Annotated in this window: 14 protein-coding genes; 10 read left to right on the forward strand and 4 right to left on the reverse strand. The window is 65.8% G+C overall.

Annotated elements, in window-relative coordinates; genetic code table 11:
- Window positions 1-42 precede the first annotated feature (42 nt).
- Window positions 43-915 (reverse strand): DMT family transporter, encoded by an 873-nt coding sequence (locus tag KW845_RS04830; protein ID WP_218368015.1) that lies wholly within the window; start codon window positions 913-915, stop codon window positions 43-45.
- Between the two features lie 541 nt (window positions 916-1,456).
- On the opposite strand from KW845_RS04830, the gene rplS reads away from it, so the two are divergent.
- Together rplS and KW845_RS04840 are read left to right on the forward strand one after the other, a co-directional pair.
- A complete protein-coding gene (gene rplS / locus KW845_RS04835; RefSeq protein WP_218368016.1) occupies window positions 1,457-1,837 on the forward strand; it encodes a 50S ribosomal protein L19 in 381 nt (126 codons plus the stop codon).
- Between the two features lie 105 nt (window positions 1,838-1,942).
- Window positions 1,943-2,680 carry a CoA pyrophosphatase gene (locus tag KW845_RS04840; protein ID WP_218368017.1) on the forward strand — a complete coding sequence of 246 codons (738 nt, stop codon included), beginning with the start codon at window positions 1,943-1,945 and terminating at the stop codon, window positions 2,678-2,680.
- 7 nt (window positions 2,681-2,687) lie between these two features.
- On the opposite strand, the gene rsgA is transcribed toward KW845_RS04840, so the two are convergent.
- Window positions 2,688-3,722, reverse strand: a complete 1,035-nt coding sequence (rsgA, locus tag KW845_RS04845; RefSeq protein ID WP_255592380.1) for a ribosome small subunit-dependent GTPase A — start codon at window positions 3,720-3,722, stop codon at window positions 2,688-2,690.
- Window positions 3,719-4,978 (reverse strand): M48 family metallopeptidase, encoded by a 1,260-nt coding sequence (locus KW845_RS04850; RefSeq protein WP_218368018.1) that lies wholly within the window; start codon window positions 4,976-4,978, stop codon window positions 3,719-3,721. The genes rsgA and KW845_RS04850 overlap by 4 nt, the downstream gene beginning before the upstream one ends.
- Window positions 4,979-5,025: 47 nt before the next feature.
- Between KW845_RS04850 and orn the strand changes: the two genes are divergently transcribed.
- Window positions 5,026-5,571, forward strand: coding sequence for an oligoribonuclease (gene orn / locus KW845_RS04855; protein ID WP_218368019.1), 546 nt, complete (start codon window positions 5,026-5,028; stop codon window positions 5,569-5,571).
- A 21-nt stretch (window positions 5,572-5,592) separates the two neighbouring features.
- Window positions 5,593-6,213, forward strand: a complete 621-nt coding sequence (locus KW845_RS04860) for an NAD(P)H-hydrate epimerase (protein WP_218368020.1) — start codon at window positions 5,593-5,595, stop codon at window positions 6,211-6,213.
- Window positions 6,214-6,245: 32 nt separating this feature from the next.
- Here the strand turns inward: KW845_RS04860 and paaX are convergent, their stop codons facing one another.
- Complete coding sequence (paaX, locus tag KW845_RS04865; RefSeq protein WP_218368021.1) at window positions 6,246-7,181, reverse strand: phenylacetic acid degradation operon negative regulatory protein PaaX; 936 nt, start codon at window positions 7,179-7,181, stop codon at window positions 6,246-6,248.
- Between the two features lie 168 nt (window positions 7,182-7,349).
- Here paaX and paaA point away from each other — a divergent pair, with 168 nt between their 5' ends.
- The 6 genes from paaA to paaN are packed head-to-tail and all read left to right on the forward strand — an operon-like array spanning window position 7,350 to window position 12,782.
- On the forward strand, window positions 7,350-8,339 hold the full coding sequence (gene paaA / locus KW845_RS04870; protein WP_218368022.1) for a 1,2-phenylacetyl-CoA epoxidase subunit PaaA: 990 nt from the start codon (window positions 7,350-7,352) through the stop codon (window positions 8,337-8,339).
- Window positions 8,340-8,394: 55 nt separating this feature from the next.
- A complete protein-coding gene (paaB, locus tag KW845_RS04875; RefSeq protein WP_218368023.1) occupies window positions 8,395-8,679 on the forward strand; it encodes a 1,2-phenylacetyl-CoA epoxidase subunit PaaB in 285 nt (94 codons plus the stop codon).
- Between the two features lie 9 nt (window positions 8,680-8,688).
- Window positions 8,689-9,453, forward strand: coding sequence for a 1,2-phenylacetyl-CoA epoxidase subunit PaaC (gene paaC, locus KW845_RS04880; RefSeq protein WP_218368024.1), 765 nt, complete (start codon window positions 8,689-8,691; stop codon window positions 9,451-9,453).
- Window positions 9,454-9,491: 38 nt separating this feature from the next.
- Complete coding sequence (gene paaD, locus KW845_RS04885) at window positions 9,492-9,962, forward strand: 1,2-phenylacetyl-CoA epoxidase subunit PaaD (RefSeq protein ID WP_218368025.1); 471 nt, start codon at window positions 9,492-9,494, stop codon at window positions 9,960-9,962.
- 18 nt (window positions 9,963-9,980) lie between these two features.
- A complete protein-coding gene (gene paaE / locus KW845_RS04890; RefSeq protein WP_218368026.1) occupies window positions 9,981-11,069 on the forward strand; it encodes a 1,2-phenylacetyl-CoA epoxidase subunit PaaE in 1,089 nt (362 codons plus the stop codon).
- Window positions 11,070-11,117: 48 nt separating this feature from the next.
- Window positions 11,118-12,782, forward strand: a complete 1,665-nt coding sequence (paaN, locus tag KW845_RS04895; RefSeq protein ID WP_218368027.1) for a phenylacetic acid degradation protein PaaN — start codon at window positions 11,118-11,120, stop codon at window positions 12,780-12,782.

The following is a 12,782-nucleotide window of genomic DNA, read 5'->3' on the forward strand; positions in this document are numbered from 1 at the left end:
CGAAAGCAATCCGGGAACGGGGCCAGGGCGATATGCCGGGCGCTAGCTCGATCCCAGCAGCACCACTCCCACCAGAATCGCCGCGCAGCCGGCCAGGCGGCCTACACCCACTTTTTCGCGCAGCAGGAACATCCCTGCCAGCGTGCCCAGCATCATCGACATCTCGCGCGCCGGGGCTACCAGGCTCAAGGGTGCGCCGTTGCGCAAGGCGTACAGCACCAGGATGTACCCCAACGGCGACAACACCCCCACGGCCAGCGCCAAGTGCCAGTGGCCACGCATGGCCTGCCAATTTTCAGCGCGCCGCCGCATCACGTGCGGTGTCATCATGGCCGTGCGCGTCACGCAGGTAAACCAGTCGAACAGTACGGGCATGATCAACAACACCTTGACTCCATAGGCGTCCACCACGGTGTACGCGGCAATGAACAGCCCGATCACCACACCCCAGCGCACGCCCAGCCAGGCCTGGGGCTGGCGAAACAACGATAGCCGGCCTTGCGTGGCAATCAGCAACACTCCAGCCACCACGCACAGCATCCCGCCTATGCCTGTGGCCGTTGCCGGTTCGCCCAACAGCAAGAAAGCCCCGGTCGTCGAGAGCAGCGGCCCGGTGCCGCGTGCAATCGGGTACACGACGGATAAGTCGGCCACCTGGTAGCCCCGTTGAAGGCACAGGCTGTAGCCCAGGTGCAAGGCACTGGAGGCCAGGATGCACAGCGCTACCGGCCAGGTCCAGGTCATGCCTTCGTGCAGCAGGATCCAGACCACCCATGGTGCGTACACCAGCACGGCGCACAGTCCATAGGCAAACACGAACACCGGCCCCACCATCGCGGCCCGCTTGGCCAGCAGATTCCAACTGGCGTGCGCCATCGCCGCCAGGATGACTAATATCAGGGACGCATAAGACATGATGGGGGACAGCGACGGCGGGGGGCAGGGGTGACGGGTTTGTGACGGGTACGGCAGCCCTAAAGGGTACTCTTAATTGGGGTCGGTGTTGTTTTTCAGTGGTTGTTTTGTCCTTGCCCGTCCCGCGCGGCGCGGGGCTGCGTCGGTGTCAATTGGAACCGTCGAACACAACCATGGCGTCGCCCAAAGTGCCTTCTGCATTGCGAACCTATGCAGCCTTGGCGTCCTGGGGGTGGGGTCGGGCGAGTTGACCGGCGGGGCAGCCTGCGCAGCAGGCCGAGGGCGCCCGTATGCGCCCGAGCCCGACGGGCTTCGCCCGACCCCACCCCCAGGACGACAAGGCGGCTAAAGCACACAACCCAGAGCCAGCAAACAACAAGAGCCCTGAACCCCCCTTGTTTTTGATGTAGAATACCGGGTTTACCAAACCATCCTCTGCTTGCGTACAGCAAAAGGCGGCAGGCCCGTATCTACCCCACGGCTACACGGCCCGCAGCCCAGCGTAAAAACCAACGCAACGCACGATGATCTCGGAGTTCATATGAACCTCATCGCTATCCTGGAACAGGAAGAAATCAAGCGCCTGACCGGCGACAAGGCTGTACCCGAATTCGCCCCCGGCGATACCGTGGTGGTCAGCGTCAATGTCGTGGAAGGTACCCGCAAGCGCGTGCAGGCCTACGAAGGCGTTGTCATTGCCAAGCGTAACCGCGGCCTGAACTCGTCGTTCATCGTTCGCAAGATCTCGTCGGGCGAAGCGGTCGAGCGTACGTTCCAACTGTACTCGCCGCAAATTGCCAGCATCGAAGTCAAGCGCCGCGGCGACGTGCGCCGTGCCAAGCTGTACTACCTGCGCTACCGCTCGGGCAAGTCGGCTCGCATCAAGGAAAAGCTGGTCATCAAGCAACCCAAATCGGCTTGATCGTCCCGGGCGCGGTGCCGGCCATGGCTGGACATTACCGCGCTTGCCGGCATTCCGGGTTAAAAAGGCACCTGCAAAGGTGCCTTTTTCATGTCTGCAGCAGGTATGCCTGACCCTACGTCTCGTCCTCGCCGGCCCCCCGCCGCGCCATCGTTCGACCCCGCCGCCCAGGCTTGGCAGCCTGCCGATGCCGCCCTGGCCCCCGTGCCGCCCGACCGGCTGTTGCCCGAGTTGTTGCGCGGCGCGCTTAGCCAGCCCGGCCCCTGGCCGCAAGATCCACTGGGTTCCACCGAATATCGCCATCCTGGCCGCGAGGGCGCGCCGGTGCTGGCTGCCGTGCTGATCCCGTTGGTGGCGCATGCCAGCGGCGTGCGTGTCATGCTGACCCAGCGCGCCGCGCATCTGCATGACCATGCCGGGCAGATCAGCTTTCCGGGCGGACGCCTGGAAACCACCGACGCCACGCCGGTGGATGCCGCGCTGCGCGAAGCCGAAGAAGAAACAGGCTTGCCGATCGACTATGTGGATGTACTGGGCAGCATGCCGGCCTACCTGACATCCACGGGATTTTCCATTACCCCGGTGCTGTCGCTGGTGCGGCCCGGGTTCACGCTGGTGCCCGATTCGTTCGAGGTGGCCGAAGTCTTCGAGGTGCCGCTGGCTTTCCTGATGGATCCGGCCAATCATCGCCTGTACCGCGCCCCGTTGCCCGACGGGCGCGAACGGCAGTACTACGCCATGCCCTGGCAGGGCCATTTCATCTGGGGCGCCACGGCGGGAATGCTGCGCAACCTGTACCACCTGGTGCGCCACAGGCTGGCCGCGAACGCGGACCAGGCCTGACCAGGCGTCAGTAGCGCTGCTGCGCGGCTTCGCTTTCTTCCAGGATGCGGCGATACAGGGCGTAGCGGCCGGCATCGATGGTGCCGGCCTGCAGCGCCGCCACCACGCCGCAGTCGGGTTCGCGGCGATGCGTACAGTTGTAGAAACGACAATGCTCGATATGCGGCGCAAATTCCGGAAAGCCACGCAGGATGTCGTCGCCGGACAAATGCTGCAGGCCGAATGCCTGGAACCCCGGTGAATCGATCAGGTCGCCGCCGGGGACTGGCAGGTGGTATAGCCGCGTGGTGGTGGTGGTGTGCCGGCCCATGTCCAGCGCGGTGGAATGCTCGCGCGTGGGGGCATCGGCGTCGGGCACCAGGGCATTGAGCAAGGTCGATTTGCCCATGCCGCTTTGGCCCAGCAGCAAGGTGGTGCGGCCCGCCAGCCGGGGCGCCAGCCGTTCGCGCACGGCGGCGGCGTCGTGCGCGCTGAGCTCGATTACCGGCACACCCAGGGCTTGCACCGACGCCAGCCGCGCGCGCGCTTCGTCCAGACCTGCCGGCAGGTCGACCTTGTTCAGGATGATCAGGGGCTCGATGTCGGCGCTCCAGGCGCCAGCCAGGGCGCGCCCGGCCAGGTCGTCGGAGAACGTGGGTTCGACCGCCACCACGATCAGCAACTGGTCGACATTGGCGGCAAACTGCTTGGCGCGCGTTTCGTCGGAGCGAAACAGCAGGTTGCGGCGCGGCAGGATAGCCTCGATGGCGCCCTCGTCGCGGCCCTGCGGCGCGATGCGGACCCGGTCGCCCACGGCGGCCCCCGCTTTCTTGCCGCGCGGAAAACAATGGCGCACGGATCCATCGGGGAATTCCACCACGTAGTGGCGGCCGTGTGCCGCAATGATGCGGCCTTCCAGGTGCGGGGCGGCAGCGGAACTCAACGGTGCGCCTTCGTGCTTCGCACTCCGGTATTCGCCCTTGGGGCGGCCCGGCGAGCTTGTTCGTGCGCCTTCGTGCTCCGCACTCCGGTATTCGCCCTTGGGGCGGCCCGGCGAGCTCATGTCCCCTGCGTCAGGTGGCGGATACGCACGGCGGCGGGGGGGTGGCTGTCGTAGAAGGCGGAGTGCACGGGATCGGGTGTCAGGGTGGCGGCGTTGTCATCGTACAGTTTGACCAGGGCCGAGACCAGCCTGTCGGGTGCGCTTTGCGTGGCGGCGTAGCGGTCGGCCTCGAATTCATCGCGGCGCGAATACCAGCTGGCCAACGGCGTCAGCATGAACGTGAACACGGGAATGGCCAGGAAGAACAGCAGCAGCGCCATGGCGTCGTTGCGGCCATCCAGGCGCGGCAGCACGCCCAGGCCTTCGTAGAACCAAGGCTGCTGGGCCAGCCAGCCCAGCACGGCAAAGAACAGCAGGGCGGCGCCGAAGCTCAGCACAATGCGCTTGATGATGTGGCGCTTGGCGAAATGGCCCAGTTCGTGCGCCAGCACGGCCTCGATTTCGTCGGCGTTCAGGCGCGCCAGCAGGGTGTCGAAGAACACGATGCGGCGCGATTTGCCGAAGCCGGTGAAATAGGCGTTGCCATGGGCCGAACGGCGCGAGCCGTCCATGACGAACAGCCCGCTGAGCGCAAAGCCGCAGCGTTGGGCCAGTTGCTTGATGCGGCCCGCCAATTCGGGGTCGGACAAGGGGGTGAATTTGTTGAAGATCGGCGCGATGAAGCTGGGGTAGATGAACAGCAGCAACAAGTTGAAGGCGGTCCAGAGGCCCCATGCCCAGACCCACCACAGGCTGCCGGCCTCGGCCATCAGCCACAGGATGGCGGCAGCCAGCGGCGTGCCCAGCACCAGGGCGATCAAGAGGCCCTTGGCCAGGTCGGCCGTGAACAAGGCCGGAGTCATGCGATTGAAGCCGAAGCGCGCCTCTAGCTTGAACTGCCGGTACAGCGTGAAGGGCAATCCCAGCAGGCCCAGCAGCAGCGCCACGCTGCCCAGCAGCAATAGTTGCCGCAGCAGGTCGTGCGAGGTGACTTGCGCCACCAGCAGATCGATGGCCTGCAGGCCGCCCAGCAAGGTCAGCGCCACCAGCAATACGGCGTCGTAGACGCGCTCGAGCATGCCCAGCCGCACGCGGGCCACGGTGTAGTCGGCTGCGCGCTGATGGCTGGTCAGGCCGATGCGCGGGGCGAACTCGGGGGGTACCTGGTCACGGTGGCGGGCCACATGGCGGATCTGGCGCGAGGCAAGCCACAGCCGCACGCAGATGTCGGCCAGCAGGAAGGAAACGAACAGCAGGGTCAGGAAGGTTAGCGGCACGGAATGGGAAGCGTATGAGAAAATGCGGTGTTTTAAAGGCAAATTATATGGCTGCGAACGAAAATCGACTGGTCTGGCTCGATATGGAGATGACCGGGCTCGATCCCACCAAAGAGCGCATCATCGAAGTGGCGGTGGTGGTGACCGAACCCGACCTGACCCTGGTGGCCGAGGGACCGGTGCTGGTCGTGCACCAATCCGACAGCCTGCTCGATGCCATGGACAACTGGAACAAGTCCACCCACGGCAAGAGCGGCTTGATCGACAAGGTGAAGGCATCCACGCTGACCGAGGCACAGGCCGAGCAGACGCTGCTGGATTTCCTGGCGCAGCACGTGCCGGCGGGCAAGTCGCCGCTGTGCGGCAACACCATCAGCCAAGACCGCCGTTTCATGTATGCCTACATGCCCAACCTCGAGCGCTTCTTCCATTATCGCAACCTGGACGTCAGTACCTTGAAAGAACTGGCGCGCCGCTGGGCGCCCGCGGTCTACAAAGGGTTCGAGAAAAAAAGCAAGCACGAGGCGCTGGCCGACATCTACGAGTCCATCGACGAACTGAAGTACTACCGCGAGCATTTCCTGAAGGCCTAGGTGCTTGCGGGCCAGCCAGCCATGCCCGCCTATTCCGTTGCCCAGATCCGCCGTGCCGAGCAGCAGGCGCTGGCGCTGGGCCGTGCCCTGATGCCACTGGCCGGCGCGGCGGCGGCTGATTTCATTGCCGCGCGCTTTCCCGCCGGCAGCGCCGTGCTGGCCCTGGTGGGGCCGGGCAACAACGGTGGCGATGCACTGGTGGCGTCTGCGCAACTGCTTGCCGCCGGCTACGCGGTGCGCGCGGTGATGCCGCGCGGCCCGCAGGGGCTGCCCGCCGATGCGGCCCGGGCTTATGCCGCCTGGCGCGCGCAGGGCGGGATGGAGCAAACCACCCTGGTAGCCGACCCGCCGCCCGAAGTCATCATCGACGGCCTGTTCGGCATCGGACTGAACCGGCCGCTGGGCCCGGCCTGGCAGGCGTTGGTCGACGCCGTCAATACATGGGGCAAGCCCGTGCTGGCGCTGGACGTGCCCAGCGGCGTGGAAGCCGACAGCGGCCGGGTGCTGGGGCGCGCGTTGCGCGCCCGCTGGACGCTGTCTTTCATCGGCACGGCGCGCGGCCTGCACATGCCCGGCGCGGGGCGCGAGGCCGCCGGCGAACTGCATGCGAATACCTTGGGCGTGGCGATCGCACCGTCCTAGGCGTGGCTCGGTGCTACCCGGGGGCGGATACGCTATGCCGCCAGGCGGCCGCCGAAGCGGGTATAGGCCTCGGAAGACAGCGCCGTGTAGCGCGCGTTGTCGCGCCCCGCTACCGCATCCAGGTGCCGTTCGGACGCGTCGAACAATTTCCAGTAGACCTGCCCGCACAGCGCGCGGGCGGCATGGCCCGGCCAGCGCTCGGGCAGCATCGGCATCGGCAGTTGCGGGTCGTGCAGCACGATGCGGCGCCAGGTGTGCAGCAAGAGCATGCGGCCGGCGAAGGCATCGGCGGGGTCGAGCGGTTCGTCCAGCAGTTTTTCCAGCGGCCCGAACTGGCGCGAGAAATGGCGGTATTGCGCCGCCAGCGTATCCAGGTTCCAGCATTGCGGCGCCAGGCTGGCGATGGGCAGGCCGCCGGCACCGGCCAGGTCGCGCCCCGACAGCACCAGGGCCTTGTCGGGAATGCCCAGTTTTTCCAGGATGGCGTGGGCGGTGTGTGCATCGGCCTGCGGGTGCGCGAACAGGCCTGGCGCGATCATGCCGAAGCCTTCCCAGGCCAGCTCGCGACGCAGTTCGGTGCGCTCGGCCAGGCCGTTGTTGCCCAGGCGCGGCAGGGCCACCAGTGTCCATTCGCCGTTCCAGTCGGCCGCCGGGCCCTCGTAGATGCGCTGCGAGGCATGCGCGGTATGGCGGCGGCCCTGGTCAGACAACTGGTACAGGCTGCGTCGTCCGTGCCGTTCGGCCTGCAGCCAGCCCTGGGCCACCAGCCGGAAGACGCTGGTGCGCAGCAGCCGTTCGTTGATGCCCAGCGGTTCCAGCAATTCGATGATGCCCCCCAGCCAGATGGCGCCGCCATGGCAGGCCAGCGCATCCCCCAGCAGGCTGACGCATAGCGACTTGGCGCGCGGCGGATCGTCCTTGAGCAGGCGGGCGATATAGCGGCCGACAGGAGAGGGGGGATTTGCCATGGGATCCAGGGCTATATGACGATGATCAACATGATACACATATCCAATGTGATACAAAAATAGGTTTGACAATTAAATTTGTGTATTAAATAATCGTCTCATGCCTGGCCTGACGAATGGCCGGCGCGCGCGCCATCGCTGGCGGGGCGCGACCGACAGGAGACGAACATGTACGCACAGCTTGTTGAAACCGGCGTCAAGCAGGTCCGAGGCGTCGACCAGCTTACCGGCCCGGAACAGGCGTTCCAGCGCCGCATCGACGAAGGCGTGCGCATCGAGCCCCAGGACTGGATGCCCGAGGCTTATCGCAAGACCCTCATCCGCCAGATCTCGCAGCACGCCCATTCCGAGATCGTCGGCATGCTGCCCGAAGGCAACTGGATCACCCGCGCGCCGTCGCTCAAGCGCAAGGCGATTTTGCTGGCCAAGGTGCAAGACGAGGCCGGGCACGGCCTGTACCTGTATAGCGCCGCCGAAACCCTGGGCGTGTCGCGCGATGAACTGGTCGACGAGCTGCACACCGGCCGCGCCAAGTATTCCAGCATCTTCAACTACCCGACGCTGAGCTGGGCCGATATCGGCATGATCGGCTGGCTGGTCGATGGCTCGGCCATCATCAACCAGATCCCCCTGTGCCGCTGTTCGTACGGCCCCTACGCGCGCGCCATGGTGCGGGTCTGCAAGGAAGAGTCGTTTCACCAGCGCCAGGGCTACGATCTGCTGATCCAGATGTGCCGGCATGGCACGCCCGAACAAAAAGCCATGTGCCAGGACGCGCTGAATCGCTGGTGGTGGCCCGCGCTGATGATGTTCGGCCCGTCTGATTCCGAATCGCCGAACAGCGCGCAGTCGATGGCCTGGAAGATCAAGCTGTTCTCCAATGACGAGCTGCGCCAGAAAATGGTGGACCAGACCGTGCCGCAGGCCGAATACCTGGGCCTGGCCGTGCCCGACCCCGACCTGAAGTGGAACGCCGAGCGTGGCCACTACGACTTCGGCGAGATCGACTGGACCGAGTTCTATGCGGTGATCAAGGGCCACGGGCCCTGCAACCGTGAACGCCTGGCCGCCCGCAAGCAGGCCCATGAGGCCGGTACCTGGGTGCGCGACGGCCTGGCCGCCCACGCCGAGAAGCAGGCACGCCGCAAGGCAGCCTGAGCCGCGCCCGTCTTTATTCTTTGGGCCGCCGGCCCAACCCTGAAGGATACGCATCATGAGCAAGGAATGGCCGCTGTGGGAAGTATTCATCCGCAGCCAGCACGGCCTGGCGCACAAGCACGTGGGCAGCCTGCATGCCACCGATGCCGAGATGGCCATCAACCATGCGCGCGACGTCTACACGCGGCGCAATGAAGGCCTGAGCATCTGGGTGGTGCGCGCCGCCGATATCGTGGCCAGCAGCCCGGGCGACAAAGAACCGTTCTTCGACCCGGCCAATAACAAGGTTTACCGGCACCCCACGTTCTTTCCCATGCCCGACGAAATCAAGCACATGTAAGGCATGGCCATGGACAAGCCGTTTTTCGAATACCTGTTGCGCCTGGGCGATACCACGCTGGTGCTGTCGCAGCGCCTGTCGGAATGGTGTGGTCACGGGCCGGCGCTGGAAGAAGACCTGGCGCTGACCAATACCGCGCTCGACCTGCTGGGCCAGGCCCGCATGTGGCTGACCCTGGCCGGCGAGGTCGAAGGCGCCGGGCGCGACGAAGACGCGCTGGCCTATCTACGCCATGCACATGAGTTCCGCAACGCGATCCTGGCCGAGCGGCCCAATGGCCACTATGGCGACACGCTGGCGCGCCAGTTTTTCTTTGACGTATGGCACTACTTCCTGCTGCAGCGCCTGGCGCAATCCACGGATGAGCGCGTGGCCGCGATCGCCGCCAAGTCGCTGAAAGAAGTCACCTATCACGTGCGGCGCTCGTCCGACCTGGTGGTGCGCCTGGGCGACGGCACGCCGGAAAGCCACGCGCGCATGCAAGAGGCCGTCGATAGCGCCTGGCGCTATACCGGCGAGCTGTTCACCGATGACGCGGTCGACCGCGACCTGGCCGCGCGCGGCATAGGCTGTGAACTGGCGGCGCTGCGCGAGCCCTGGCTGGCCCACGTGCGCGAAGTGCTGGACGAGGGCACGCTGGCCATGCCCGATGCCGACGATGCCGGCCATGCCGCGTACACGGGCGGGCGGCAGGGGCGGCATACCGAGGCCTTGAGCTACCTGCTGGCCGAAATGCAGGCGCTGCCGCGCGCTTATCCAGGAGCCGTGTGGTGAGCCACGCCACGTCCGCACCCACATCGCCGAGCCAGGTCATGACGTGGCTGGAAAGCGTGCCCGACCCCGAGATCCCCGTGCTGTCGGTGGTGGACCTGGGCGTGGTGCGCGACGTGGCCTGGGACGGCGAGACCTGCGTGGTCACCATCACGCCCACGTACTCGGGCTGCCCGGCCATGCGCGAGATCACGCATGACATCGAGTGCACGCTGGCCGGGCACGGCATTGCGACGGTACGCGTCGAAACCCGGCTGGCACCGGCCTGGACCACCGACTGGATGAGCCAACGCGGGCGCGCGGCCCTGAAGGGCTACGGCATCGCGGCGCCTGCCGAACGCGCCATAGACGTATCGGGCATCAGCCGGCGCATGACGGGGCCAGTCGTGGCTTGCCCGCATTGTGGTTCGGCGCAGACCCGGCTGGTCAGCAACTTCGGTTCGACGTCGTGCAAGGCCTTGTATCGCTGCAGCGCCTGCCGCGAGCCGTTCGATTATTTCAAGACACACTGAGCAGGGCAGCTTCGCGCCATGAGCCAGACTTCGTTCCATTCCCTGAAGGTTGCCTCGGTGGCGCGCAATACGCGCGACGCGGTGGTCGTCACCTTCGATTTGCCCCAAGACCTGCAAGCGCAGTTCGCGTTCCGGCCCGGGCAGTACCTGACGCTGCGCACCGAACTGGACGGCGAGGAATTGCGCCGCTCGTATTCGATTTGCTCGGCCCCCGGCGACGGCCTGCTGCGCGTGGCCATCAAGAAAGTCGATGAAGGCGCGTTCTCGAGCTGGGCCAACCATCAGCTGCAGCCCGGCCAGACGCTCGAAGTGATGCCGCCGGCCGGCAATTTCACGGTGGACTTCGCGCCTGCGCACCGCCACCACTACGTGGCCTTTGCCGTGGGCAGCGGCATCACGCCGGTGTTCTCGCTGGTGAAGACGGCGCTGTCGACCGAGCCGCACAGCCGTTTCACGCTGTTCTTCGGCAATCGAGCCTCGTCGTCGGTGCTGTTCCGCGAAGAAATCGAAGACTTGAAGAACCAGTACATGGAGCGATTTTCGCTGGTCTACATCATGAGCCGCGAAAGCCAGGACATCGAGCTGTTCAACGGCCGCCTGGACGGCGACAAAGTCGATCAACTCATGTCGGCCTGGATGCAGCCGGACGATATCGACTATGCCTTCGTCTGCGGGCCGCAGACCATGATCGAGAGCGTGGTGCAGCATCTGCAGCAGCGCGGCATCCCGAAGTCGCACATCAAGTTCGAGTTGTTCGGCGCGCCGCGCGGGCCGCGTGCCTTGCGCACCGGCCGCGATGCGCCGGTTGCGCCGGGCAAGGGCCAGTGCGAAGTCACCGTGGTGCAAGACGGCCACAGCCGCAGTTTCTTCATCGACAAGAACAAAGACAGCGTGCTGGACTCGGCGCTGGCGCAAGGCGTAGAGCTGCCTTATTCCTGCAAGGGCGGCGTCTGTTCGACGTGCCGCTGCAAAGTCATCGAGGGCGAGGTCGACATGGACGCCAACTTCGCGTTGGAAGACTACGAAGTGGCGCGCGGTTTCGTGCTCAGTTGCCAGAGTTTCCCGGTCAGCGACCGCCTGGTGCTGGATTTCGACCAGGAAACCTGATCTGCCCGCCATTCATTCCAGAACCTGATTCATTCCGGAGATCGTTTCGTGTCACAAGATTTTTTTGAACGCCACCAACCCCTGCTCGAGCGTGCACAGGCGGCCGCGGCCGAGCGCGGCTATTGGAGCCCCTTCGCCGAATCGCCCAGCCCGCGCCATTACGGCGAGACGGCCGGCGACGATGGCCGCGCGGCCTTCGAGGCCCAGCGCGGCAAGGCATTTCCGCTGGAATTGACCGGTGCCCAGGGGACGGTGGGCGGTGAGCAATCGCCCTACGGCTTCGCGCTGGACATCACGTATCCGCGCGTGCCGCCCGCCACGCTGGTGCAGAATGCCGGACGCGCCCTGGAACAATGGCGGCGCGCGGGCCCGCGCACCTGGGTCGGCGTGTCGCTGGAGATCCTGGCGCGCCTGAACAAGCGCAGCTTCGAGATTGCCCACGCCGTCCAGCACACGACGGGGCAGGGTTTCATGATGGCCTTCCAGGCTGGCGGCCCGCACGCGCAAGATCGTGGCGTCGAAGCCGTGACCTATGCCTGGCAGGAAATGGCGCGCATTCCGGGCGTGGCGCTATGGGAAAAACCGCAGGGCAAGAACGATCCCATCAAGATGGAAAAGCGCTTCACGGTGGTGCCGCGCGGCATTGCGCTGGTGATCGGCTGCTCGACCTTTCCCACCTGGAACGGTTATCCGGGCCTGTTCGCCAGCCTGGCTACCGGCAACACGGTGATCGTCAAGCCGCATCCCGGCGCGATCCTGCCGCTGGCCATCACCGTGCAGGTGGCGCGCGAAGTGCTGGCCGAAGCCGGCCTGGATGCCGACGTGGTGCAGTTGGCCGCCCATGCGGCCGGCGACGACACGGCGCAGCAACTGGCGCAGGACCCGGCCGTCAGGATCATCGACTTCACGGGCAGCAGCGCCAACGGCAACTGGCTGGAACAGCATGCGCGACAGGCGCAGGTATATACCGAGAAAGCCGGCGTGAACCAGGTCATCGTCGATTCCACCGACGACCTGAAAGGCATGGCGCGCAACCTGGCGTTCTCGCTGGCCCTGTATTCGGGCCAGATGTGCACGGCGCCGCAGAACATCTACGTGCCGCGTGACGGTATCCAGACCGCCGAGGGCCGCGCCAGTTTCGACGAGGTGGCGGCGGCCCTGGGCACGGCGCTGCAGAAATTGTGCGCCGATCCGGCCAAGGCGGTGGAACTGACCGGCGCCATCCAGAACGACGGCATCGCGGCGCGCATCGAACAGGCGCGCGGCCTGGGGCTGCCAGTGGTGGCCGACAGCCAGGCGCTGGCGCATCCGCAGTTCGAGGGGGCGCGCGTGCATACGCCCTTGCTGCTGCGTGCCGAGGCCGGCAACCCGGCCATCGCGCAGGAATGGTTCGGCCCCATCGCCTTCGTGGTGGCAACCGATTCCACCGTCCACAGCATCGAACTGGCCCGCGATAGCGTGATGCGCCACGGGGCCTTGTCGCTGGCGGCCTACAGCACCGATGACGCCGTGGCCGGCCAGGTGCAGGACGCGGCCGAAGTGGCGGGAGTGGCGTTGTCGTTGAACCTGACTGGCGCGGTGTTCGTGAACCAGACCGCCGCTTTCAGCGATTTCCACGGCACCGGCGCCAACCCGGCCGCCAATTCGGCGTTGTCGGATTCGGCCTTCGTGTCCAACCGCTTTCGCGTCGTGCAGACGCGCCGCCATGTCTGA

This window comes from Bordetella sp. BOR01, assembly GCF_019218885.1.
Classification (GTDB): Bacteria; Pseudomonadota; Gammaproteobacteria; order Burkholderiales; family Burkholderiaceae_B; genus Bordetella_A.